Raw genomic sequence first — 22,214 nt, 5'->3', positions numbered from 1 at the left:
GCGCTCTACAGTTGGGGGCGTGTCCCACACCTTCGACGCCGATGTGGTGGCAGCCGTGCTGCGCCACATGAACGGCGATCACGCCGACGACAACCTGCTGATCGCCCGCGCGTTCGCCGCGGCATCCGGATCCCCGATCGTGGATTCGGTGATGACCGGGTTCGACGGCGGAGCGGGGACCTGGCGGCTCACGCACGCCGACGCGACCGCCGAGGAGCTACGTGTGCCGTGGCCGGGTGGCGCGATCTCCGAGCGAGCGGCTGTTCGCCGCGAGATCGTCGCGCTCTACGACGCGGCCTGCGCACGGCTCGGCGTCGCGCCTCGCCCGCACGCCTGACAATCGTCCTTCACGCCAGGTTAGGTTGCCCTTACACTGGGGGCATGTCCGAAATCCTGTCGTTCTCCGCAGCGCTGCGTGAGCGGTCCTCCGGGTCGCACTCCCGCAGCGAGCACGCCGGATTCATGGGCGACCTTCTCACCGGCGAGGGCTCCCGCGACGATTACATCGCGCTCGTCACGCAGCATTACTTCATCTACGAGGCGCTCGAGGCGGCCGGCGAACGGATGCGCAAGGACCCCGTCGCCTCGGTCTTCCTCAGCGACAAGCTCACCCGTCTCCCCGCGCTCGAGGCCGACCTCGAGTTCCTCCTCGGCCCGGATTGGCGCGCGCGGATCCGAGCACTGCCGACCACACGGCGCTACGTCGAGCGGATCGAACAGGTCGGCGCCACGTGGCCGGGAGGCTTCGTCGCCCACCACTACACGCGCTACCTCGGCGATCTGTCCGGCGGAGTGTTCATCGGGCGTGTGATGCGGCGGCGCTTCGGATTCGAGACGAACGGCATCGGCTTCTACCTCTTCGACGACATCGCGGACCCCAAGGCGTTCAAGGAGGTCTACCGCGACCAGCTGGATGCTGCGCCGTGGGACGACGCCGAACGCGAGCGCGTCATCGACGAGGTGCTGCTGGCCTACCGATTCAACACCGAGCTGTTCGAGGACCTGGACCGCGCCCGCGCAGCGGCCTGAGCTCAGCCCGTCACCTCGGGAGTCGAGTTGCGCTCCCATGCCGCGCGCATGAAGCGGCGGACATCCTCGTCCACGCGGATGTCCCGCGGCCGCAGCGGTCGCGACAGGTACAGCCCGTCCAGGGACGTGAGCCGGCTCAGCGCGACATAGGTCTGACCGGGGGCGAATGCGCCGGAACCCAGATCGATCAGCGCGCGATCGTACGTCTTGCCCTGCGACTTGTGGATCGTCACCGCCCACGCCAGACGCAGCGGGAACTGTGTGAATTCGGCGACCACGTCGCGGGACAACGTCTTGGTCAGGGGGTTGTAGGCGTACCGGTACCTCTCCCACACCGCCGGCTCGACGTCGACCTCCTCGCCGTCGATGTCGACGCGCACCGAGCCGCCGAGGATGCGGGTGACCGTGCCGATCGTGCCGTTCACCCACCGAGGCGGCTCCCCCGCCATCGCCGTGTCGTTTCGCAGGAACATCACCTGGGCTCCGACCTTCAGCTTCAGCTCGGCGTCCGCGGGGAAGTTCGACTCGCCGCGCCCGAAGTCGCCGTTGATCTCGGCTTTGGCGGTCTGTTCGCGGCCGCCGAGTGCCATGAGATGACGGCGATTGATGCTGTTGACGATGTCGTTGCGGGTGGCGAGCGTGATCATCGGCACCTCACCGGGCTCTGGGTCCGGCTGGGGGCGCGCGCCCTGGGTGTTCAGCACGTCGGCGATCTCGGCGGTCACACGCCCGTAGCGGACCGCATTCAGCATCGCCTTGAACCCGTCATCCGACTGGCGATGGATCTCGACCAGCTCGCGGACATGCAGCTGGGCGCCGTGCCGACCGAGGTCGAGCAGACCGTCGTCATCACCGGGCGCAGAGCCCGCCCACACCTTCGCGTCGAAGAACCAGAACGATCGGTAGTGGTCCTCGACGTAGCGCGCCTCATCGCCGCGGGGAGGGACGGGCGCGAGCTGATACGGGTCGCCGAACATGACGACCTGCACGCCGCCGAAGGGTTGCGCACGACGCCCTCGAGCCTGCCGAAGTGCACGGTCCATGGCGTCCATCAGGTCGGCGTTGACCATCGAGACCTCATCGATCACGAGCGTCTCGATCGCGTTCAGGATGCGCCGGGTCGGATCGCTCTGATCGATCTCGCTGTCCGCGATGAGGCCGATCGGCAAGCGGAACAGCGAGTGGATCGTCTGACCCTCGACGTTGAGCGCGGCGACGCCGGTCGGCGCGCAGATCGCGATCTGCTTCTTGGTGTTCCACGCGAAGTGCTGCAGCAGCGTCGACTTGCCCGTCCCCGCCCGACCGGTCACGAAGACGTGCTCATCGGTGTCCTCGATCAACCGGAAGAGGGCTTCCTGTTCGGCGGAGAGAGGGGGGAGAGACACGGCATCCATGGTACGTCGCGCGACCCCGCTACCTCCGGCAATGCTCGGCTTCATCTCAGGACGCCCCTCATAGACTGACGCCATGGAGCAGCCTGCGGCCGGGTCGCCCCGGCGCGCGCGCCTCGGGGCCGATCTGTCGATCCTCGTGCTGATCGGCGTTCTGCTCCTGGCCGCGCTGGGCGCCGGAGGCGCAGCGCTGTACCAGCAGTTCTACAGCCCCGCTTCATTCGTCACCCGATATCTCGACCTGCTGGCCGCCGGCAGAGCAGGTGACGCTCTGCTGGTCCCCGGCGTCGCGGTGGACCGCGCGACGCTCGAGGATGCCGGTGTGGATCCGACCGCGTCCGAGGCGCTGCTGCGCCAGGCCGCCCTGGCACCGTTGACCGATGTCGAGGTCGTCTCCACCACGCAGAAGGACGGCATCAGCGACGTCACGGTCTCGTATTCGGCGAACGGCCACACCGGCGAGAGCACGTTCCGTGTCGAGCAGGACGGCTGGGTCGGAGTCGCGCCGCGCTGGCGCTTCAGCGCGAGTCCTCTCGCGGCCGTCGAGCTTTCGCTGCTCGGCGCCGACAGGTTCGCCGTCAACGGTTTCACGGTCGAGCGCGGCCAGGTCTCGGCATCCGGCGCCGAAGCGGACCCGACGACGCCCATCTCGCTGCTGGTCTTCTCTCCCGGCCTGTACTCGGTCACCGTCGACACCGCAATCTCGGAGTCACCCGGCGTCAGCGTCCTCGCCGACGCCCCGCTCACGTCGACGCCGGTCGGGGTGAACGCCACGGCGACGGACGAGTTCGTCGCCGTCGTGCAGCAGCGCGTCGAGGAGTTCCTCACCGGCTGCACCACCCAACGGGTGCTCAAGCCCACCGCATGCCCCTTCGGCTACGACGTCGCGAACCGCATCGACGGCGAGCCCACGTGGTCCATCGCCCAGCAGCCTCAGGTCACCGTGGAGCCGGACGGCGGTTCGTGGAAGATCCCCGCGACGGATGCCGTGGCGCACATCGAGGTCGACATCCGCTCCCTCTTCGACGGGTCGATCGAGCATGTCTCGGAGGATGTGCCGTTCCAGGTGAACGGGACGATCACGATCCTCGCCGATGGCTCGGCATCCATTCTGGTCGGATCCCCGGCGGACGGGTAGCCGGGAGACGGCCTCGAGCCGCGACGAGGAGACGGCATGAGACCGGCCGGATGCGACCGTCATCGACGGTGACGTGCACGACGCGCTGATCCTGGATGCGGAAGAGGTCGAGGTTCTAGCGACCTTCGCGCGCCGCCGTCCTCGCGTCTTTCGCAGCGAGTTCGGCGAGGCGGGCGTTGTAGTCCTCGAGCTCCGCCTCCCCGGTGCGGTCGGCGTGCCGATCGCGGCGGCGCTGCACCTTGGAGTCGTTGCGGCTCCACTGGATGGCCACGGTGATCGCGAGGATCAGCGTGGGGATCTCTCCGACGGACCACGCGATGCCGCCGCCGATGTACTGGTCCTCGAGCGGGGTCGGCCCCCACGTGCGGCCCATCGCTCCGAACCACTCGGAGACCATCAGGCCGCTCTGCATCATGATCGCGATGCCGAAGAACGCGTGCATCGCCATGACCGCGATGAGCGTGATCAGACGCCCCGGATACGGCAGCCGGTACGGCACGGGGTCTGCGCCGATCAGGCTCATCACGAACAGGTAGCCCGAGATCAGGAAGTGCGCGACCATCCACTCGTGCCCGAGGTGCTCGTACATCGACCAGCGGAAGAGGTCCGTGAAGTAGAACGCCCACAGCGAGCCGATGAACATGCCGGCCGCGACGAACGGGTGCGTCACGACGCGGGCGAACGGGGAGTGCACGGCCCACATGATCCATTCGCGCCCGCCGCGCGTGCCGTCGTCGCGCTTCTCGATCGCGCGCAGCGCGAGGGTGATCGGGGCGCCGGAGACCAGCAGCAGCGGAATGGCCATCGACAGCAGCATGTGGCCCATCATGTGCACGCTGAACAGGTAGTCCTGATAGGCATTGAGAGCACCGCTGGTGACCCAGATGAGCAGCAGGACTCCGAAGACCCAGAACACCGTGCGGTGGATCGGCCAGCGGTCCCCGCGGCGCCGCAGCCGGAGGACCCCGGCCAGGTAGAACACCAGCCCGAAGCCACCGGCGACCAGCCACAGCACGTCGATGTTCCACTCGGTGAACCAGCGGTCGATCGTGAACTCGGGCGGCAGCGGCGAGTCGGTGAGGATCTCCGCGGGCGTGCGGACGGCCGGCGGTGCGTCTCCCGCCGGCGGCTCGGTGCGCGCGAGCGCCGCCGCGGCTCCCGAGGCCAGGCCCATGAGGGCGACCTCGCACAGCACCAGCATCCAGAACCAGCCTCGGTTCCCGTCGATCCTGGGGATGAGGCGTGCGCGGTACCAGGCACCGAGGATGCCCATCCCGACCAGCAGCACGACCTTGGCGATCAGGATGCCGCCGTACGGCGTCAGGAGACCACCCCAGTCGCCCAGGGCGATGATCGAGCGCGCGAGACCCGACACCGCGACGACGACGAACGCGGCCAGCGCGAGCGTCGAGTAGCGCTGCACGAGGGAGGTGACCTCGAGATCCGGCGTGCGCCGCAGCAGGACGACGAGCAGGAGCCCACCGAGCCACACCGCCGCGCCGACGGTGTGCAGCAGGATCGAGTTGACGGCGATGTTGTGGCCCGCGACGTCGCCGGAGTGCCCCTGCGTCGCCAACGGGAGGAACGAGGCCGCAGCGAGGATCGCGGTGAGCAGCACCGGCGTCCAGGTGCGCCAGGCGAAGGCCAGAACGGTGACGGTCGCGCCCATGAGGGTGGTGATGAGCCAGGACTGGCCGAGAGCCGTGTTCAGCAGGAAGCTCCCGAGCTGCTCGCCGAACAGAGGATCTGCGCTCAGCGCCGGGTTGAACACGGACATGAACGTGAGGAACGCGCTGGTTCCGGATGCCACGGTGAAGGCCGCGGCACCGGCCGACGCGGCATCCAGCGCCCGCTCGAAGGGCTTGGTGCCCGTGCGGAGCGCGAAGAGCGCGAGCACGAGTGAACCGAGCATGACGGCAGCGGTGACGTTGGTCAGCATCTTGACCAACGGCAGCCCCCAGCGCACCACGGGGCCCGGATCCAGCAGTCGCGGCGCGTCGGCCGCCCCGCCGTAGATCAGGGCGAGAACGGTGGCGACGACACCGGCAGTGAGAAGGATCGCAGGCCCGGCGATGCGATACGCCGAGACCCGCTGCGCTGGCGTGGTCACCCTGCCAGCCTAATCGGCGCCCGGGAGGGCGATTCCCAGGTGGGAAGCACAAAGGCCGCCCCCTCGACGGGAGCGGCCTTCGAAAGGAAGCGGTCTTACTTGACGGCGGCCTTGAGCTTGGAACCGGCGGTCACCTTGACGCGCTTGCCGGCCGGGATCTTGATCTCGGCACCGGTCTGCGGGTTGCGGCCCGTGCGGGCGGCCGTGTCGACCTGCTCGAACGAGATCCAGCCCGGGATCGAGACCTTGCTGCCCTTGGCAACAGCGTCGGAGACCGAGGAGAACAGAGCGTCGAGCACACCGGAGACGGTGGCCTGGCTCTGGCCGGTGGCGGAAGCGATGCTCGCGACGAGCTCGGTCTTGGTGATGGACTTGTCAGCCATGTCATCCTCCAGCGACGAGGATCCCGTCGCATCGTTGGTGTGACGGAGAGCGTCTGCCCTCCGTTGGTCGTTCGACCGCCTCGAATGTACCAACCATGGCCGACATTTCCGCGTCATTTCGCGGGTTTTGACGTTTTCGGCGGCGTGTCGGGCCACATTCGTCACTTCCGTCACAGCATCCGACGGGTCAGCGTCGGCGATGGGCGGCGATCAGCGCCCGCGCGCTCCGCTCGAAAGCGGGCGTCACACGCTCGTCGCCGTCGAGATATCCGCCGACGAGAGCGGCATCTCTGAGCAGGACGAGGGATGCCGCGGCATCCGCCGGATCGTCGAGTCCTGCCGCTTCGGCCAGCGATTCGAGCGTGGAGCGGAACCACTCGCGATGCTCGGAGATCAGCATGCGCACGGCGCCGTCCGCATCCGGATACTCCGCGGCCGCATTGATGAACGGGCACCCACGGGTGTGACGGTCGCGGACGTCCGCGGCGATCCCGTCGACGGTGGCGTTCAGGAGGACCTCCGGGTCGTCGCTCACTCCCGCGGCGGCGGCGAACAGCCCTTGCAGCACCTCGTCCTCTCCACGCAGGTACGCGAGCACGAGGTTCTCCTTTCCGGCGAACTGCTTGTAGAGCGTGGCGCGGGTGACGCCGGCTTCCTCGATGATGCGGTCGATTCCGACCGCATGGATGCCCTCCTCGTAGAAGAGTCGGGTCGCAGCATCCAGCAGCCGCGTGCGTGCCGCGCTCGGCCGGGGCGTCGTGTTCGAAGTGCTCATCGGATCCTTCCTCTCTCATCGTGTCACCCCGAACGTGATTTCTCGGATCGTCGGGAATATCTTGCGGTAGACCGATCGTTCTGTCTACTATCAGCTTACAACGATTCGGGTGGACCGGATCGCAGACAAAGGAGAAGAAGAGATGAGCAGCACAACCCCGATCGTCCTGATCCACGGCCTCTGGATGACCCCCGAGAGCTGGAACACCTGGGCGGACCGATTCCGCGACCTCGGCCACGAGGTCATCGTCCCCGGCTGGCCGGGTATCGACGACCGCAGCGTCGAAGACGTCCGTCGCGATGCCTCCGCGCTGAAGGGCATCGGTCTGAAGCAGATCGTCGATCACTACGAGCGCATCATCCGCGCCCTGCCCGAGAAGCCGATCATCATGGGGCACTCGTTCGGCGGGGTGATCACGCAGATGCTCGCCGACCGCGGCGTCGGCGCAGCGTACGTCGCCGTAGCCCCCGGACAGACCGCCGGCATCACGACACTCCCGCTGTCCACACTCTGGACCGGCACGCCGATCCTGGCGAACCCGTTCGGTCGCAACGGCGCCAAGCCGTTGTCGAAGCGGCACTTCCACTTCACGTTCGGCAACGACCTCTCTCGCGCCGAGTCCGACCGCCTCTGGAAGCAGTACGCGGTGAACTCGTACAACCGCGTGTTCTTCGAAGGCGTCGCGTCGGCGTTCAACGAATCCGGCGGCGTCACGCACGTGAACTACGCCCGTGCCGATCGCGCACCGCTGCTCGTGCTCACCGGCGAGATCGATCACGTCGTACCGCCGGCCATCGGCCGCGCGATCGTGAAGAAGTACCGCGGCACGGGCAGCCCCGCCGTGGTGGACTACAGGGAATACCCCGGACGCACGCACCGGCTGGTCAGTCAGGACGGGTGGGAGCAGATCGCCGACGACGCCATCGCCTGGGCCGAGAAGCACGCGACGGCGCCCGTCACCTGGTGAGTCGGCGGCGTGCGGCGACGCGAATGAGCACGCCCGGTCCGCAGGAGCACCATCCCAGGGCACACGAAAAGGGCGAGGTTCCGAAGAACCCCGCCCTTTTCAGAACTGCTGGAGAGTGCTTACCAGCTGGACTTGGTCACACCGGGCAGCTCGCCACGGTGTGCCATGTCGCGGAAGCGGACACGCGAGATGCCGAACTTCGTCAGCACGCCACGGGGGCGGCCGTCGATGGCGTCACGCGAACGCACGCGAGCCGGCGACGCGTTGCGCGGCAGCTTCTGCAGGCCGACGCGGGCGGCCTCGCGGGCCTCGTCGGTGGCGTTCGGGTCGACGAGCGTCTTCTTCAGCTCGGCGCGACGCTCGGCGTAGCGCTCGACGATGACCTTGCGCTGCTCGTTGCGAGCGATCTTGCTCTTCTTAGCCATGGATCAACGCTCCTCTCGGAATTCGACGTGCTTGCGGACCACCGGGTCGTACTTCTTCAGCACGAGGCGGTCGGGGGTGTTACGACGGTTCTTCTTGGTCACATAGGTGTAACCGGTGCCCGCCGTCGAGCGGAGCTTGATGATCGGACGGACGTCCTGTGCCTTCTTGGCCATTAGAGCTTCACACCCTTCGCCTTGAGGTCGGCGACAACCTTCTCGATGCCGCGCGCGTCGATCACCTTGATGCCCTTGGCGGACACGTTGAGCGTGATCTTACGACCGAGCGACGGGACGTAGTAAGTCTTCTTCTGCACGTTCGGGTCGAAGCGACGCTTCGTCCGGCGGTGCGAGTGCGAGACGTTGTGACCGAAGCCGGGAACAGCTCCTGTCACCTGGCACACTGCTGCCATGTGATTACTCCTTCAATACCGTGAGACCGGACGGCCTCACCCAAGATCCCTTGTCTGCGTGCCGTCCTTGCGGGCCCGGCATGCGAACTGCGCACAGGAGTGTGCGCAGACAAAGAGTCAGTCTAGCATGGATGCCGCGGCTGCCCCGCGCCCCCAGCGGAACGCCGAGACGGTCGGGTCCCCCGGGATCCAGAAGCGCCAGGGGAAGGCATCCGTCCCGGCAGCGCCGGCGACCCCGACCCGCGGACCGCTCGCGATGTCGCTCAGCGGATCATCGAGCCACAGCTCGGCGTGCGCGCCGGCCCACTCCGCCGCGGTCACGGCGTCGATGCCGTCGTGGTGCGGGTGCCTCAGCCCCGACACCTGCCCGAAGCGCCCTGGGCCTCTGGCCAGGTCGCGTCCCGTCCGCCCGGATCGGGATGCCGCGGCATCCCGCCCTTCGACCACTTCACCCGCGCGCAGCAGCACACCGCCGGCGACGCCGTCCGGTCCGCTGACCACGTTGACGCAGGAGTGGATGCCGTGACTCAGGTACACGTAGAGGTGACCGGGTTCGCCCCACATCGTGGCGTTGCGCGCCGTGCGGCCCATGCGCGCGTGCGAACCGGGGTCGGGAACGAGCCCTGTTCCCTGCCCGTGATAAGCCTCGGCCTCGGTGATCCGCAGGGTCACCGGCTCACCATCCACGACCGTCCGCAGCCGCCCGCCGAGCAGCCGCGGGGCGACTTCGAGCGGGAGCCCTTCGAGCTCCTCGCGCGCAGCCCTGTGCAGCACGGGTCAGAACACCGGCCCCACCGGACACCACGAGATGTCGAACCCGGTCACGGGAACGATCTCCTCGCCCGTCTCGGTGTCGAGCACGTGCGTGTGCAACGTCTGCGGGAGCGGCGCGAGCAGGTCGTCGTACGGATTGTTCGCGAGATCGGGAGCGACGGTGACGGCGGTGTACTGCCCGCTCGGCGATGCGCACACCTGCAGGATCGTGTCGGTGCTCGGCACCTCGATCAGCGGTGTCGCCGCGCCGTCCTGATCGACGCGGATCACGGCCTGCCCGGTGGGGAGGCCGTTCTCGTCTCGTGCGACGATGTGCCGGAGCGTGCCGTCCGGATACGGCGCGATCGTCGTCGCGATCCCGTAGTCCGGATCGGATGCGGGCAGCGGCGCCTCGGATCCATCCGCGAGATTCAGCTCGACGATGCTGCCGTCGGTGCGCTCGATGACCGCCGTGTACGTCCCGCGGGACACGCCCATGATGCTCATCGCATTGCCCAGGGCCTGCGTCCCGGCATCCGAGGAGAGGTCCTCGAGTGCGAGCGCACCCGCCCAGTCGATGAACAGCACCGCGGCCGAGTCGGGGACGAACTCCCACTCGGCGATGCTCGCCTCGGCGTCGGCGACCTCGACGATGCGTGGTTCGCCCGAGCCGTCGAGCGGCTGCGTGACGAGCACGCTGGCCCGACCGCTCGTGTCGGTGAGGTCGCGATCGGAATAGGTGTAGCCCACGAGTCCGCCGCGGTCGGACACCTGCACCCCGGTGACGAAGCCGTCTCCGGGAAGGGTCAGCTCCCGCGGCTGCGAGCCGTCGCGGTTCATGACGAGCACGGAGGATCCGTCCTCGTCCTCGACGGCGACGACGAGCTGCGTCGTGGTCGCGCGGAAGTCGTCGATCCGCTCATCGGTGAACACCGGCACGGCCTTCTCGCCGGTGAGGTCGGTGCGGAAGATGCTGTCTTCCCCCTCGGCATCCCGCTTGAGCAGGAACACCTCGGATGGCGGCGTGGTGAACGTCGTTGTGAGATCCGTGGAGGGGCCGCCACCCGTGCTCGCGACGTCGGACACCCGAACGGAGTACGTCGTCTCATCGTCGAGGGGGACGGTGAAGCGGACGCCGACGCTGCGCCCGGCGGCGTCCACGGTGAAGGGCACAGCGGGCTCGACGGTGACCTGCTCCGCGTCGATCGGAGTCAGCGGCTGGTTCGTGGTGAGGATCAGGCGGCTTCCGGAGACCTCGATCGCCTGTGCGGGGTCGATCTGCTCGGCGACGAGTCGCGGTCCCTGCGTGAGGCTGATGACGCCCAATGTCGCTCCCACGATGGCCAGGACGCCGAGGACCGATACCAGCAGGATGCCGAAGCGGTGGTCGCGCCGGGTGCGGGTCTTCTCGGGTGCCGGGCTCTTCGCCGCGGGCGAGGCGGCGGGTTCGGGAGCATCGGAGGGCGAGGAGGGGACGGCGGGTTCGGGGGCAAGCGTCGTGTCCGGTTCCGTCTCGCCCTGTGCGACGACCATATCGGCCGCCTTGGCGGCCGGGACCGGCTCGGGAGCCGTCTCCGTCACCGGCTCGTATCCCGAGGAGGTGGCGCGGATCGCCGCATCGAAGGCCGTCAGGCGGCCATCCGGGGCACGTTCCGGCGCGGGCGCCGACGCCTCTGCCGCGGCATCCGGAGCGTCGCGGGTCGCTGCGCCTTCCGCGGCCGCCGCCTCCGCGGCCGCGCGCAGTGCGCGCGCCTCGGCCCGACTCCGAGGCGTCGGTGAATCAGTACTCATACGGATCCCCCGGCTCGTCGATCGGGGTGACCTCGGTGGGCTCGACGCTCAGAGTGCCACCGTCATCCGCCGTGATCGTGCCGGTGATCTCGACCCACTGGCCCACCTCGTAGTCGCTCGACCACGAGGCGGAGATCACCGGGATCGACGCCGGCTGCGCATCGATCACGCAGTGGGTGATCACGAGGCGGGAGAGGTTCATCTCGTCATCCCCGTCGCCGGGCGTGACGAAACCGGTGAGCGTGACGGTCGAGCCGTCGTAGCTCTCCGGACGGGTCGCGGTGGCGAACACGCTCGACCAGTCCCCCACGCCGAACGTCGACGTGTCCGCGACGCCGAGCGTGACCGTGTCCGCGCCGGCGAACAGGGTCCCTGCCTCGCCGGCCCGTGACATCGCCAGCTCGACGGACAGGGATGCCGGCGGCAGCACCAGTCCGGCGATCACGACGCCCGATGCCACGACACCCGCCGAGATGCTCCCGACGGTCGCCAGCGAGCGCCTGACCGATGAGGCGTCAGCGTCCGCGGCGTCCGTCCCGTGGTCGTGGTCGTGATCCAGCTCCGCGCCGAGCGGGAGGGTGCACGACCAGACCGCGCCGGCGAGCGTGACGATGGCGCCGGCGACAGCGAACCAGACCGACTCGGGGCTGATGTAGAGCGACAGCCGTCCCGTGAACGCCAGGCCGAGCGTGACGACGGCGAGGCCCGTGGCGAGGCCGACGCCCAGCCACCGCGACCACAGTGCGCGCCGACGGGAGACCTGCTCAGACAAGGACGTTCACCCCGATCCCGATGACGAACGCGTTCAGCAGGACGACTCCGACGATCCCCACCAGGGTGCGGCTGGTGAAGGTGGTGCGCATCAGCGCGAGCATCTTGATGTCGACGAGCGGGCCGACCAGAAGGAACGCGACGATGGCACCGGGCGAGAACGTCGAGGCGAACGACAGCGCGAAGAACGCATCCACGTTCGAGCAGATCGCGACCGTCATGGCGAGCGCCATCATCGCCACGATCGACAGGACGGGATTCGATCCGATCGCGAGCAGCACGTCCCGCGGGATGAGAACCTGCACGGCTCCGGCGACGGCCGAGCCGATCACGAGCGCCGGCATGACGGCGCGCAGTTCGATCAGGAACTGCGTGAGGCTGCGGCGGACGGGCGTGCCGTGCTCGTGGGTCACGCGGTCGCACGTCGCGATGAAGCGCTCGGTGAGCAGGGCATCCGGCGAGGGGTGACGGCTGTAGATCCAGCCGATGAGGTTGGCGATGAGGTAGCCGCCGACGAGCCGCGCGACCAGGATGCCGCCGTCCCACCCGAAGGCGGCATGCGTGGTCAGGATCACGATCGGGTTCACGATCGGCGCGGCCATGAGGAACGTCAGCGCTTCGGCGGGGGCGAGCCCGCGCATCATGAGCCCGCGCGCGAACGGCACGTTGCCGCATTCGCACACCGGGATCAGCATTCCGAGCAGCGACAGCACAGCGCGGCGCGCCCAGGCGCGCTTGGGCAGCCAGCGCTGGATCGCATTCGGGGGGAGCCACACCTGCACGACGATCGACAGCACGACGCCGAGGATCACGAACGGCAGCGCTTCGATCAGCACGCTCAGCGACAGCGTGAGGCCGTCCTGCACGCGGTTGGGCAGCGACACCGAGTACAGCGTCGGCAGCACCAGATCGATGACGAACAGCACCACGAGGATGCCGAGACCGACCGCGATGCCGACGATCGGCGACGGGCGACCCGACCCGGCCGAGGTCGTGAAGCCCGTCGAGGGCCGTGAGGTGAGCACGTTCACGCGGTCGCCGACTCCTGTGCCTGCTTCTTCTTCGCACACGGGGTGCACAGACCGAAGATGTCCACGACGTGGGCCGCCTCGGTGAACCCGTGCAGAGCAGCGGTGCGGTGAGCCCAGGCCTCGACGTCCTTGGCCTCGATCTCGACCGTCAGGCCGCACGAGCGGCAGATCAGGTGATGGTGGTGCCCCTGCGTCGAGCAAGCACGGTAGAGGGCTTCACCCTCTGGGCTCTGCAGCGAATCGGCGTCTCCGGATGCCGCGAGACCTGCGAGGGCGCGATAGACCGTCGCCAGACCGATGCCGGTGTTGTCATCCCGCAGGGTGGCGTGCAGTGTCTGGGCGCTGACGAATCCGCGCGCATCGGCGAGGGCATCGCGCACGCGCTCGCGCTGCCAGGTGTTGCGCTGAGCCATACCCACGATTCTAGGCGGCGGGCCTTGTGCGGGGCTGGGAGCCCTTCAGGGCAGCGCGCAGCGCGACTCAGGCGGTCCGTCGCACGCGCCCCCGACGGTGCTGGATGACCCAGCAGGCCACGTAGATCAGGAACGAGATCGTGGTGATGTACGGGCTCACCGGCAGCGTGCCGGCGAGCGCGAGCAGGATCCCGCCCACAGCGGAGACGAACCCGAACAGCGCCGCCAGCAGCGGCACCACGAGCGGCCCTGCCGTCACGCGCATCGCTGCCGCGGCGGGGGTCACGAGCAGCGCCATCACGAGCAGGGCGCCGATGATGTGCACCGCGACGGCGACGATCAGCCCCAGCAGGATCATGAAGGCGAGGCTGATGCCCCTGGTCGGGATGCCTCGAGCCGACGCCGCGACCGGATCCAGCGAGTCGAAGCGCAGCGGATTCCACATCAGCAGCAGGCCGAGCAGCACGAGGAGGCAGATGCCGATCAGCCAGCCCAGATCAGGGTTGGACACCGAGACGATCTGGCCGGTGAGCAGGCTGAAGCGGTTCGCGCTCCGGCCGTCGTAGAGCGACAGGAACAGGATGCCCAGACCCAGGCCGAACGGCATGAGCACGCCGACGACGGAGTTGCGGTCTCTGGCCTTCGAGCCGAGCAGTCCGATCAGGATCGCCGCGACGAGCGCGCCGCCGATCGATCCGACCACGACGCTCCCGCCGAACAGCAGGGCGGCCGCGGCGCCCGCGAAGGACAGCTCGCTGATGCCGTGCACCGCGAACGCGAGATCGCGCTGCATCACGAAGACGCCGACGAGACCGCCGACGAGTCCGAGGACGGCTCCGGCGATGATCGAGTTCGACAGCAGCGCCACGAGCGCGCCGTAGTCCTCGAACGAGAAGACGTCGCTCCAATCGACCATCGGGGCGATCATGCGTGCTCCTCGTGGTCGTGGTCGTGGTGCGGCTCGGCATCCGGGATGCCGACGACGACCAGGCGGTCGCCGGCCCGCAGCACGAAGACGGGCGTGCCGTACAGGTCGGTCAGCACCCGGCTCTGCAGCACCTCGTCCGGCGTCCCGAGAACGAAACGGCCACCCGCGATGTACAGGATGCGGTCGACACGGCCGAGGATCGGGTTGATGTCGTGCGTGACGAACAGGACGGCCGCGCCGCGATCACGGCGCTGGCGGTCGATGATGTCGGTGACCGCCCGCTGGTTGGCGAGGTCGAGCGCCGAGAGCGGCTCGTCGCACAGCAGCAGATCCGGATGGTCGGCGAGCGCCTGACCGACCCGGAGTCGCTGCTGCTCTCCGCCCGAGAGCTGGCCCACCCTGCGGTCGGCGAACTCGGTCGCTCCGACCGCTGACAGCAGGCCTTCGACGCGCTCGGAGTCCCCTCGTCGCGGCACCGGGAAGCCGAACCGGGTCCCCTGCACGCCGAGGGCGACGACATCGCGCGCCCGCATGCTGGTGTCCGGCGGGAAGGGCCGCTGCTGCGGGATGTACCCGATGCGCGGATTGCCGCGGTGCACAGGCGACCCTCCGACGCGGATGCTCCCTGCGGAGAGGTCCTGCAGCCCGAGGATGGCGCGCAGCAGGGTGGTCTTGCCGGAGCCGGACGGGCCGAGCACCGCGATGAACTCACCGGGTCGGACGTCGAGGTCGAGCCCTGCCCAGAGCTCCCGGTCGCCGCGCTGGATCGCGGCGTCACGGATCGTCAGGATCGGTGCGGCGTCGTCGTGCGCGGGTTCGAGGCCCGCCGCGCTCACGATGCGAGCGCGTCGGCGAGGTTCTGGATCGCGTCGGCCATCCACTCAGAGTACGACGATCCGTCCTCGAGCAGTTCCGTGAAGGCGACGACGGGGATGCCCGCGGCGTCGGCGGTCTCCTCCACGCGCGTGGTCTCGGCGCCACCGGTCTGCGCATTGGTGAGCAGCACGGCCGCGTCACCTGCTTCGATGACCTCGATCGCGGCCAGGAGAGTCGCCGGGGACACATCGCTGCCCTCCTCGACCGCCTCGGCGAAGCCCTCCGGAGTGACGTCGGTGAGACCGGCGGCCTCGGCGAGGTATCCGGGCAGCGGCTCCGTGATGAAGACACCGGTGCCCGCGTACTGCGTGTTCAACTCGGCGAGGTCGGCCTCGTAGCCCTCGAGGTCGGCGATGATGTCGTCCGCGGCTGCGGTGAAGTCCGCCTCGCCGTCCGGATCGAGCGCGGAGAGTTCGGCGGCGATGTCCTCGACGACGTGGATCATCGTGTGCGGGTCGAACCAGACGTGCTCGTTGAACCCCTCGATGTGGTCGTGACCCTCGTGCTCGTCGGCGTGCTCGCCCTCGGCGTGTTCACCTTCAGCGTGCTCTTCTTCGGCGTGCGCTTCGTCGACGTGCTCTTCCTCGTGCGCGTGGGCGTCCGCATCCTCTTCGTGCCCCTCATTGCCGGGGTAATCGTGCGCGAACTCGACGGCCGTGAGGATCGCGGCATCCGACCCCTCGAGGAGGTCCTCGATGAACGAGTCGTATCCGCCGCCGTTCTCGATGACGAGGTCGGCGTCCTGAACGCTCAGTCGGTCGCGGGCAGAGGCCTCGTACGAGTGCGGGTCCTGCGCTGCGGAGTCGATGATCGAGGTGACCGAGACGCGCTCTCCGCCGATCTGCTCGGCCAGCGAGCCGTAGATGTTGGTCGTAGCGATCACGGTGAGGGCGTCGGTACTGCCGGTACCGCCTTCCGCGCTCGGGGTGGTCGCACATCCGGCCAGAGCGATGGCGGAGGCGGACACGAGCGCGAGGGCGGCGACGGGCTTCTTCATACCCTCATCGTACGTTCATGAGAATGATTCTCAAAATCGAGTAGATCGATCTAATGCCAGGCGAGTGCCACGATGACGTCGCCGATCGCGAGAACTCCGATCGCATACAACAGGCCGCGCAATCCGGCATCCGAGGACTCGCGGTTGCGGAGAGCGCGCTGGCGCACCATCGCGACGATGACGATCGCCAGGATCACGACGGCGATCGCCAACTTCACGATCATCTTCGACTCGACGACCTCGAGACCGTCGAACTTGCGCACCGCGATCAGGGCGCAGCCCGAGACGATCTGCACGATCGAGCCGACCAGCATCGGCGAGAAGTCGAAGGACTTGCGCCACGGCATCTGAAGGATGAACGCGCCGACGATGGCCGACGTTCCGACGATATGCACGACGAGCAGGACCAGGCGCAGGATCTCCAGAGCGGACACGAGGACTCCCGGGGGTAGGTGAGTGTTTACTCACCCGATGCTACAGTGAGTGAACACTCACCTGTCAACCCACCGCGAGGAGATTCGCATGACAGCCCGCGAACGCATCCTCGATGCCGCAGCCCGCATCATGCGCGAGCAGGGCATCGTCAGGGCGACCACCAAGGAGATCGCCCGAGCCGCTGCATGCTCGGAAGGGTTGCTGTACAAGAACTTCGCCGGCAAGCATGAGCTGTTCGTCGCGGTGCTGCAGGAGCGGCTCCCCCGCCCCTTCGCCGGGATCGAGCCGGGGATCGGTGACGCCGTCGAGAACCTCGAGCGCGCGACGGTCGGGCTGATCGAGTTCTTCGCGGAGGGCTTTCCGATCGCTGCCGCATTGTTCGGCGATCGGGAGCTGCTGTCGGCCTGGCGCACCCAATCCGATGCGCGCGGAGGCGGCCCTGAAGCGCCGCAGCGCATGCTGACCGCGTACATCCGAGCCGAACAGACGGACGGCAGGATCCGTGCGGATGCCGACGCCGACGCGGTTTCGGCTCTGCTCGTCGGCGCCGCGCTGCACGAGGCGTTCCTCGCGAGCTTCTCGAATCGGCGCATCGATGCACCGGAGTCGCTCGCTCGACGCTGGGTATTCAGCGCACTGGGCTGATCCGGGGACGCGAATGGCCGCCTCGACGCGATCGAGACGGCCAGTCGCGACACCTAGGTCAGTCGGTCGGTGCGATCCAGACCGTGGTCTCACCGGGGACGGATGCCTCGGCATCCGCACCGCTGGAGAGGAGGACCGAGCCGGCATCCGCGTCGAGGGCGAAGGGCTCGGTGCCGAAGTTGGTCACGACCTGCCAGCCGTTCGGCCGGACGAACCGCAGCACATCCGCTCGCCCGGTCTCGAGCCATTCCAGGCTCTCGTCCGTCTGCAGTTCGTGCCGCAGCGCCAGCGCACGACGGTAGAACGCCAGCGTGGAGGCCGAGTCGAGAGCCTGGCCGTCCACCGCGTACTCGGCGAACCACGCCGGCTGCGGCAGGTGAGAGCCCGCCGAGCCGAAGCCGAAGGAAGAGCCGTCGGCGGTCCAGGGCAGCGGAACGCGGCATCCGTCGCGGCCGAGGCCGTCGAACGCGCCGCCGCGGAAGAAGGCGGGATCCTGACGCTGCTCGGAGGTGATCGCCGCGACCTCGTGCAGACCCAGCTCCTCGCCCTGGTAGAGATAGGTGCTGCCGGGAAGGCCCAGCAGCAGGAGCGTGGCTGCGCGCGCGCGGCGCAGTCCGCCCTCGCGATCGAGCTGGTCCTCCGGTCCGCCTGCGGCCACCCATTCGGTGCCCTGCTTGACCGCACGTCCGGCGAGCGGGGGCAGACCGTAGCGCGTCGCGTGCCGGGTGACGTCGTGGTTCGACAGCACCCACGTCGTCGACGAACCCGTCACCAGCGCCTCGGCGAGGTTGACCGTGATGAGCCTGCGGAACTCCGTCGCGTCGAAGTCGGCCACGAGCAGGTCGAAGTTGAACGCCTGACCGAGCCCGTCGGCCGACGCGTACTTCGCCCGGCGCTCCGGAGTGTCCACCCAGGCCTCGGCGACGGCGGTGCGCGGCGGGTCGTACGAGTTGAAGACCTTGCGCCATTCGGCGTAGACCTCGTGCACGTCGTCGCGGTCGAACAGCGGGTGGTTGCCGTCGCGCGGAATCGCCTCCAGCTCGGCCTGGCTCGGCAGAGGGTCGGCGAGATCCTTCGTGAGCATGTGGGCGACGTCGATGCGGAAGCCGTCGACTCCACGGTCCGACCAGAAGCGCAACGTCTCGAGGAAGTCCTCGCGCACCTCCGGGTTCGACCAGTTCAGGTCGGGCTGCTCGACGGCGAAGTGGTGGTAGTACCACTGGCCGTCTTCGACGCGCTCCCACGCGCCGCCGCCGAAGGTCGAATACCAGTCGGTCGGCGGCTCGGAGCCGTCGACGCCGGTGCCCTCGCGGAAGATGTAGCGGTCGCGCGCAGCGGAGCCGCGGCCCGCGGCGAGCGCCTCCTGGAACCAGACGTGCAGGTTCGAGGTGTGGTTGGGCACGATGTCGACGACGACGCGGATGCCGCGCTCATGCAGCGCTTCCACCATCGCGTCGAAGTCCGCGAGCGTCCCGAGGCGGGGGTCGACGTCGCGGTAGTCCGCCACGTCGTACCCGCCGTCGGCGAGCGCCGACGGGTAGAACGGGCTCAGCCAGACGGCGTCGATGCCCAGCTCGGCGAGGTAGTCCACGCGGGACAGGATGCCGGGGATGTCGCCCAGACCGTCGCCGTTCGCATCGGCGAAACTGCGCGGATAGATCTGGTAGACGACCGCCTGGCGCCACCAGGCAGGTGTCTCCTGGTCTTCGGGGGTGTCGATGATGAGCGCATCGGTCATGAGTGCGAGAGCTCCTTCGGTGTTCGAGATGGTTCGGATGGTCGGCGGAGGCCGCGTCAGCCCTTGACGGCGCCCTGGGTGACGCCCTCCATGACCCAGCGCTGCGTGAACAGGTAGGCCACGATCGCCGGCGCCATGGCCATGAGGTACGACGCGAACGAGATGTTGTAGTTGTTGCTGAACTGGTTCTGGAACAGGTTCTGCCGCACCGGCAACGTCTGCATGGCAGGGTCCGAGATGATCAGCGACGGCATCATGAAGTCGTTCCAGGCGTACAGGAACGCGAAGATGCCGACGGTCGCGCTCATCGGGGCGAGCAGCGGGAAGATGAGCCTCCAGAATGTCTGCCAGGTCGTCGCTCCGTCGATGCGCGCGCTCTCCTCCAGCTCGAGCGGGATCGAGCGCAGGAATGCGGTGAACAGCAGGACGCTGAAGCTCAGCTGGAACATCGTCGCCAGGATGATGACCCCCAGCGGGTTGTCCAGTCCGACGCGTCCGGTGAGCTGGATCTGCGGCAGCGCCACCACGGGGAACGGGATGAACATCGCCGCGAGCAGGTAGAAGAACGAGTACCGGAACAGCCGGCGGTCCCAGTTGCGCACGATCGCGTAGGAGGCGAACGCCGCCAGGATAATCGTCGCCACGACGGTTCCTGCGGTGACGATCAGCGAGATCGCCGCGCCGACGGGGAACTTCGTCAGGTTCCATGCCGCCACGAAGCCGTCGATCGAGAACGGCGCCGGCAGCGAGAAAGCATTGCCGTCGACGGCCTGACCGGTGGTCTTGAAGGCCATCGAGATCGTGACGTACAGCGGCAGCAGCACCGTGACCGTGCACAGGATCAGGATGATCGTCCCCGACCAGTTGACCCGCTCCATGCGGGTGCGCGGCTTCCCGCCGGAGGCGGTCCGGGTGGTGATGGTCTCGGTCGACATCAGAATGCGTTCCTTCCGCGCGTCAGCGAGAGCTGAAGGAGGGAGATGAGGACGGCCACGACGAAGAAGATGGTCGCATTGGCCATCTGGTACGCGTAGTCGCCGCCGTTGAAGCCCGTGATGATCGACATGGCGACGCTGCGGGTGGAGGTGCCTGGACCGCCGTTGGTGAGGCCGACGATGATGTCGTACGCGTTCAGGAAGCCCTTGAACCCGAGGATGACATTGATCACCACATAGCCCGCGACGAGCGGCACGGTGATCCGCATCAGCTGCTGACGCTTGTTCGCACCGTCGATCGATGCCGCTTCGTAGACCTCGCCCGGCACCGACAGGAGCCCGGCGATGTAGATCAGCAACGTGCCGGGTACCGCCTGCCACGCCGTCACGAACACGATCGCGACCCACGCGAGATCGGGATTGGCGAGCAGGCTGGACTCCAGCGCCTCGATGCCGAGCGCGGACCCGAGCGCGGGCAGCGAGTTCGAGAACAGGAAGTTGAAGACGTAGGCGATGATGATGCCCGAGATCACCATCGGGATCACGAAGATCGTCCGAAGCCCCGTCTTGAACCGGATGCGGGACGTGAGTCCGACCGCGAGCAGGAAGGCCGCGATGTTCACGACGATCACGGTCGCGATCGAGAAGCCGAACGTGAACAGATAGCTCTGCAGGATCGCCGGATCGCTGAACAGGGCGATGTAGTTCGTCAACCCGACGAAGCTCCACTCGCCGATGCCGATCGAATCAGTGAAGCTGAAGAAGATCCCGATCACGCCGGGAACTGTGATGGCCAGGGTGAACAGCAGCAGGCTCGGCAGCAGGAACAGGTAGTAGATCGGCTCGACGCGGCGAGTGCTGCGCCGGATCTTCGTGTCCCCGGCCGTGACGACGGTCGTCGTGGTGCTCATCCTTCGGACTCCTTCGTCTCGGCCGACGGGGCGGGCGCGCGGAAGGCGAGTCGCGCCCAGTCCGCATCCAGGGTGGCGAGGATCGCGTCCGGGTCACCGCCGAGCACCAGGGCCTGCGTGTAGTTGAAGACCGGGATCGTCTTGGGCACGAGCACGGACGGACCCTGGTAGACCTTGCCCTCTTCGTAGTACGGGATCATCCCTGCGATGCGCGGATCGTCCGGGGCCTCGGCATCCTCCATCGGGGTGAAGCCGAGCTGGGAGGCGTTGTAGGACTCGATGTTCTCGGGGAGGTACAGGTACTCGAGGAAGTCGCGCGCGGCATCCTTGTGCTTCGAGCCCTCGGGGATCATGGCCGCGAGGTCCATGTTGACCCGCACGGCGAGGTCCTCGGGGTCCTCGGTCATGGGCAGTGGGAACGTGCCGAGTTCGAGGTCCGGCGAGGTCTTCGCGATCTCGCTGAACGCCCACGGCCCGTGCATGTACATCGCCGCCTCGCCCTTGGCGAAGGCGAGGTTGCCGTCGCCGTAGCCACGGCTGGGAGCGTCCTCGTTCACGTACGTCTGCATGAGCTGGAGCATCCGATCGATCGGTTCGGCGAAGTCCTTCTGGAACGAGACGTCCGAATCAGGTCCGACGTCGCCGCCTTCGGCCGCCAGGTCGTCGAAGAACTCCAGGACGTCGAGGGATCCGCCGAGCGCGTAGTCGTACCAGCCCTGACCGACCGTCCAGTCGTCCTTGAACGTGGCGTAGAACGGGGTGACGCCCGCGGCCTGGAGTTCGTCGCAGACCGCGAGCAGCTCGCTCCACGTCTCGGGGACGTCGAGGCCGTGCGCGTCGAAGATCTCCTTGTTGTAGATGACGGATGCCGCTGTCACCGAGTACGGCAGCGCGCTGGTGCGTCCCTCGCACGATCCGTACTGGTTCATGAGGGGCTCGAGGTCGGCGCGGATGCCGGCGGCGGCCTCCGTGTCCGAGACATCGCTCAGCGCGCAGCGCTGGATGAACCTGGCGACCTCGTGGTTGTAGTTCGCGAGCATGATGTCCGGCGGGTTGCCGCGGACGAAACTCGCGGAGATGACATCGGGTCCCGAGGTGTCGATCTCGACATGGACGTCGTCTTGCGATGCGTTGTAGGTCGCGACCAGGTCGGTCACGAACCCGATCGCCTCACGCTTGTTGAAGGTGAAGCGGATGGTCTCGCGGCCATCGGCCGAGCACCCCGCCAGGGCCGTGCCGACCAGCGCCAACGCGGCTGCGCCGGCCGCCCAGCGCGCCATGGATGTCGATCTCACAGACACCGTCGTCCTTCCGTAGATACACGGATCTTAGATCCGTGGAGTAAATCTAGTGAGCGAATTT

25 protein-coding genes are annotated in these 22,214 nt (G+C 68.0%); 5 read left to right on the top strand and 20 right to left on the bottom strand.

Annotated features, from left to right (window positions below; genetic code table 11):
* Positions 1-19 precede the first annotated feature (19 nt).
* Entirely contained in the window at positions 20-337 is a 318-nt protein-coding gene (locus ACFCYE_RS02805; RefSeq protein ID WP_376176057.1) for a DUF2470 domain-containing protein, read from the top strand.
* 44 nt (positions 338-381) lie between these two features.
* Positions 382-1,029, top strand: coding sequence for a heme oxygenase (biliverdin-producing) (locus tag ACFCYE_RS02800; RefSeq protein ID WP_376176055.1), 648 nt, complete (start codon positions 382-384; stop codon positions 1,027-1,029).
* Between the two features lie 2 nt (positions 1,030-1,031).
* Here ACFCYE_RS02800 and ACFCYE_RS02795 read toward each other — a convergent pair whose 3' ends face one another.
* Positions 1,032-2,423, bottom strand: coding sequence for an ATP-dependent RecD-like DNA helicase (locus tag ACFCYE_RS02795; protein ID WP_376176053.1), 1,392 nt, complete (start codon positions 2,421-2,423; stop codon positions 1,032-1,034).
* A gap of 73 nt (positions 2,424-2,496) precedes the next feature.
* Here ACFCYE_RS02795 and ACFCYE_RS02790 point away from each other — a divergent pair, with 73 nt between their 5' ends.
* Positions 2,497-3,558 (top strand): hypothetical protein, encoded by a 1,062-nt coding sequence (locus ACFCYE_RS02790; RefSeq protein WP_376176052.1) that lies wholly within the window; start codon positions 2,497-2,499, stop codon positions 3,556-3,558.
* 115 nt (positions 3,559-3,673) lie between these two features.
* Here the strand turns inward: ACFCYE_RS02790 and ACFCYE_RS02785 are convergent, their stop codons facing one another.
* The 3 genes from ACFCYE_RS02785 to ACFCYE_RS02775 form a co-directional block, all read right to left on the bottom strand.
* On the bottom strand, positions 3,674-5,668 hold the full coding sequence (locus tag ACFCYE_RS02785; RefSeq protein WP_376176051.1) for a cytochrome c oxidase assembly protein: 1,995 nt from the start codon (positions 5,666-5,668) through the stop codon (positions 3,674-3,676).
* Between the two features lie 95 nt (positions 5,669-5,763).
* Positions 5,764-6,051 carry an HU family DNA-binding protein gene (locus tag ACFCYE_RS02780; protein WP_120230127.1) on the bottom strand — a complete coding sequence of 96 codons (288 nt, stop codon included), beginning with the start codon at positions 6,049-6,051 and terminating at the stop codon, positions 5,764-5,766.
* A gap of 187 nt (positions 6,052-6,238) precedes the next feature.
* Positions 6,239-6,826, bottom strand: a complete 588-nt coding sequence (locus ACFCYE_RS02775; RefSeq protein ID WP_376176049.1) for a TetR/AcrR family transcriptional regulator — start codon at positions 6,824-6,826, stop codon at positions 6,239-6,241.
* A gap of 142 nt (positions 6,827-6,968) precedes the next feature.
* Here ACFCYE_RS02775 and ACFCYE_RS02770 point away from each other — a divergent pair, with 142 nt between their 5' ends.
* Positions 6,969-7,793, top strand: a complete 825-nt coding sequence (locus tag ACFCYE_RS02770; protein ID WP_376176047.1) for an alpha/beta hydrolase — start codon at positions 6,969-6,971, stop codon at positions 7,791-7,793.
* A 119-nt stretch (positions 7,794-7,912) separates the two neighbouring features.
* Here the strand turns inward: ACFCYE_RS02770 and rpsN are convergent, their stop codons facing one another.
* From rpsN to ACFCYE_RS02710, 12 genes are all read right to left on the bottom strand, one after another.
* Complete coding sequence (gene rpsN, locus ACFCYE_RS02765) at positions 7,913-8,218, bottom strand: 30S ribosomal protein S14 (protein WP_264156413.1); 306 nt, start codon at positions 8,216-8,218, stop codon at positions 7,913-7,915.
* Between the two features lie 3 nt (positions 8,219-8,221).
* The gene (gene rpmG / locus ACFCYE_RS02760; RefSeq protein WP_046014935.1) at positions 8,222-8,392 is read right to left on the bottom strand and encodes a 50S ribosomal protein L33; all 171 of its coding nucleotides are present in this window, start codon (positions 8,390-8,392) and stop codon (positions 8,222-8,224) included.
* Positions 8,392-8,628, bottom strand: coding sequence for a 50S ribosomal protein L28 (gene rpmB, locus ACFCYE_RS02755; protein ID WP_120226966.1), 237 nt, complete (start codon positions 8,626-8,628; stop codon positions 8,392-8,394). Before rpmB ends, rpmG begins: the two co-directional genes overlap by 1 nt.
* A gap of 117 nt (positions 8,629-8,745) precedes the next feature.
* The gene (locus tag ACFCYE_RS02750) at positions 8,746-9,402 is read right to left on the bottom strand and encodes a DNA-3-methyladenine glycosylase (RefSeq protein WP_376176044.1); all 657 of its coding nucleotides are present in this window, start codon (positions 9,400-9,402) and stop codon (positions 8,746-8,748) included.
* Positions 9,403-9,405: 3 nt separating this feature from the next.
* Positions 9,406-11,172 carry a hypothetical protein gene (locus ACFCYE_RS02745; protein WP_376176043.1) on the bottom strand — a complete coding sequence of 589 codons (1,767 nt, stop codon included), beginning with the start codon at positions 11,170-11,172 and terminating at the stop codon, positions 9,406-9,408.
* Entirely contained in the window at positions 11,162-11,944 is a 783-nt protein-coding gene (locus ACFCYE_RS02740; protein ID WP_376176041.1) for a TIGR03943 family putative permease subunit, read from the bottom strand. Before ACFCYE_RS02740 ends, ACFCYE_RS02745 begins: the two co-directional genes overlap by 11 nt.
* Positions 11,937-12,905 carry a permease gene (locus ACFCYE_RS02735; protein ID WP_376177120.1) on the bottom strand — a complete coding sequence of 323 codons (969 nt, stop codon included), beginning with the start codon at positions 12,903-12,905 and terminating at the stop codon, positions 11,937-11,939. The genes ACFCYE_RS02740 and ACFCYE_RS02735 overlap by 8 nt, the downstream gene beginning before the upstream one ends.
* A 65-nt stretch (positions 12,906-12,970) precedes the next feature.
* A complete protein-coding gene (locus ACFCYE_RS02730; protein ID WP_376176040.1) occupies positions 12,971-13,387 on the bottom strand; it encodes a Fur family transcriptional regulator in 417 nt (138 codons plus the stop codon).
* 67 nt (positions 13,388-13,454) lie between these two features.
* Complete coding sequence (locus ACFCYE_RS02725) at positions 13,455-14,315, bottom strand: metal ABC transporter permease (RefSeq protein WP_376176039.1); 861 nt, start codon at positions 14,313-14,315, stop codon at positions 13,455-13,457.
* On the bottom strand, positions 14,312-15,151 hold the full coding sequence (locus tag ACFCYE_RS02720; protein WP_376176038.1) for a metal ABC transporter ATP-binding protein: 840 nt from the start codon (positions 15,149-15,151) through the stop codon (positions 14,312-14,314). Before ACFCYE_RS02720 ends, ACFCYE_RS02725 begins: the two co-directional genes overlap by 4 nt.
* The gene (locus ACFCYE_RS02715; protein ID WP_376176036.1) at positions 15,148-16,188 is read right to left on the bottom strand and encodes a metal ABC transporter solute-binding protein, Zn/Mn family; all 1,041 of its coding nucleotides are present in this window, start codon (positions 16,186-16,188) and stop codon (positions 15,148-15,150) included. The genes ACFCYE_RS02720 and ACFCYE_RS02715 overlap by 4 nt, the downstream gene beginning before the upstream one ends.
* Positions 16,189-16,238: 50 nt before the next feature.
* Entirely contained in the window at positions 16,239-16,622 is a 384-nt protein-coding gene (locus ACFCYE_RS02710; protein WP_376176034.1) for a hypothetical protein, read from the bottom strand.
* Positions 16,623-16,710: 88 nt separating this feature from the next.
* Between ACFCYE_RS02710 and ACFCYE_RS02705 the strand changes: the two genes are divergently transcribed.
* Positions 16,711-17,268 (top strand): TetR/AcrR family transcriptional regulator, encoded by a 558-nt coding sequence (locus ACFCYE_RS02705; protein ID WP_376176033.1) that lies wholly within the window; start codon positions 16,711-16,713, stop codon positions 17,266-17,268.
* Positions 17,269-17,326: 58 nt separating this feature from the next.
* Here the strand turns inward: ACFCYE_RS02705 and ACFCYE_RS02700 are convergent, their stop codons facing one another.
* From ACFCYE_RS02700 to ACFCYE_RS02685, 4 genes are read right to left on the bottom strand one after another with little or no spacing between them, the layout of a single operon-like run.
* Positions 17,327-19,006 carry an alpha-amylase family glycosyl hydrolase gene (locus ACFCYE_RS02700; RefSeq protein ID WP_376176032.1) on the bottom strand — a complete coding sequence of 560 codons (1,680 nt, stop codon included), beginning with the start codon at positions 19,004-19,006 and terminating at the stop codon, positions 17,327-17,329.
* Between the two features lie 56 nt (positions 19,007-19,062).
* A complete protein-coding gene (locus ACFCYE_RS02695; RefSeq protein ID WP_376176031.1) occupies positions 19,063-19,941 on the bottom strand; it encodes a carbohydrate ABC transporter permease in 879 nt (292 codons plus the stop codon).
* Positions 19,941-20,852 (bottom strand): carbohydrate ABC transporter permease, encoded by a 912-nt coding sequence (locus ACFCYE_RS02690; protein WP_376176030.1) that lies wholly within the window; start codon positions 20,850-20,852, stop codon positions 19,941-19,943. The genes ACFCYE_RS02695 and ACFCYE_RS02690 overlap by 1 nt, the downstream gene beginning before the upstream one ends.
* Entirely contained in the window at positions 20,849-22,153 is a 1,305-nt protein-coding gene (locus ACFCYE_RS02685; RefSeq protein WP_376176028.1) for an ABC transporter substrate-binding protein, read from the bottom strand. Before ACFCYE_RS02685 ends, ACFCYE_RS02690 begins: the two co-directional genes overlap by 4 nt.
* Positions 22,154-22,214: the final 61 nt, after the last annotated feature.

This window comes from Microbacterium sp. NPDC056234 (assembly GCF_042267585.1).
Lineage (GTDB): Bacteria > Actinomycetota > Actinomycetes > Actinomycetales > Microbacteriaceae > Microbacterium.
The sequence above is the reverse complement of the archived record's forward strand: the minus strand, read 5'-3'. Positions and strand labels throughout refer to the sequence as shown.

Bases quoted from the DNA above. Each gene is read 5' to 3' on its own strand.
- ACFCYE_RS02800 (WP_376176055.1), top strand. From the start codon at position 382: ATGTCCGAAATCCTGTCGTTCTCCGCAGCGCTGCGTGAGCGGTCCTCC.
- ACFCYE_RS02795 (WP_376176053.1), bottom strand. From the start codon at position 2,423: ATGGATGCCGTGTCTCTCCCCCCTCTCTCCGCCGAACAGGAAGCCCTC.
- ACFCYE_RS02790 (WP_376176052.1), top strand. From the start codon at position 2,497: ATGGAGCAGCCTGCGGCCGGGTCGCCCCGGCGCGCGCGCCTCGGGGCC.
- ACFCYE_RS02780 (WP_120230127.1), bottom strand. From the start codon at position 6,051: ATGGCTGACAAGTCCATCACCAAGACCGAGCTCGTCGCGAGCATCGCT.
- ACFCYE_RS02775 (WP_376176049.1), bottom strand. From the start codon at position 6,826: ATGAGCACTTCGAACACGACGCCCCGGCCGAGCGCGGCACGCACGCGG.
- ACFCYE_RS02770 (WP_376176047.1), top strand. From the start codon at position 6,969: ATGAGCAGCACAACCCCGATCGTCCTGATCCACGGCCTCTGGATGACC.
- rpsN (WP_264156413.1), bottom strand. From the start codon at position 8,218: ATGGCTAAGAAGAGCAAGATCGCTCGCAACGAGCAGCGCAAGGTCATC.
- rpmG (WP_046014935.1), bottom strand. From the start codon at position 8,392: ATGGCCAAGAAGGCACAGGACGTCCGTCCGATCATCAAGCTCCGCTCG.
- rpmB (WP_120226966.1), bottom strand. From the start codon at position 8,628: ATGGCAGCAGTGTGCCAGGTGACAGGAGCTGTTCCCGGCTTCGGTCAC.
- ACFCYE_RS02745 (WP_376176043.1), bottom strand. From the start codon at position 11,172: ATGAGTACTGATTCACCGACGCCTCGGAGTCGGGCCGAGGCGCGCGCA.
- ACFCYE_RS02730 (WP_376176040.1), bottom strand. From the start codon at position 13,387: ATGGCTCAGCGCAACACCTGGCAGCGCGAGCGCGTGCGCGATGCCCTC.
- ACFCYE_RS02725 (WP_376176039.1), bottom strand. From the start codon at position 14,315: ATGATCGCCCCGATGGTCGATTGGAGCGACGTCTTCTCGTTCGAGGAC.
- ACFCYE_RS02715 (WP_376176036.1), bottom strand. From the start codon at position 16,188: ATGAAGAAGCCCGTCGCCGCCCTCGCGCTCGTGTCCGCCTCCGCCATC.
- ACFCYE_RS02705 (WP_376176033.1), top strand. From the start codon at position 16,711: ATGACAGCCCGCGAACGCATCCTCGATGCCGCAGCCCGCATCATGCGC.
- ACFCYE_RS02700 (WP_376176032.1), bottom strand. From the start codon at position 19,006: ATGACCGATGCGCTCATCATCGACACCCCCGAAGACCAGGAGACACCT.
- ACFCYE_RS02695 (WP_376176031.1), bottom strand. From the start codon at position 19,941: ATGTCGACCGAGACCATCACCACCCGGACCGCCTCCGGCGGGAAGCCG.
- ACFCYE_RS02690 (WP_376176030.1), bottom strand. From the start codon at position 20,852: ATGAGCACCACGACGACCGTCGTCACGGCCGGGGACACGAAGATCCGG.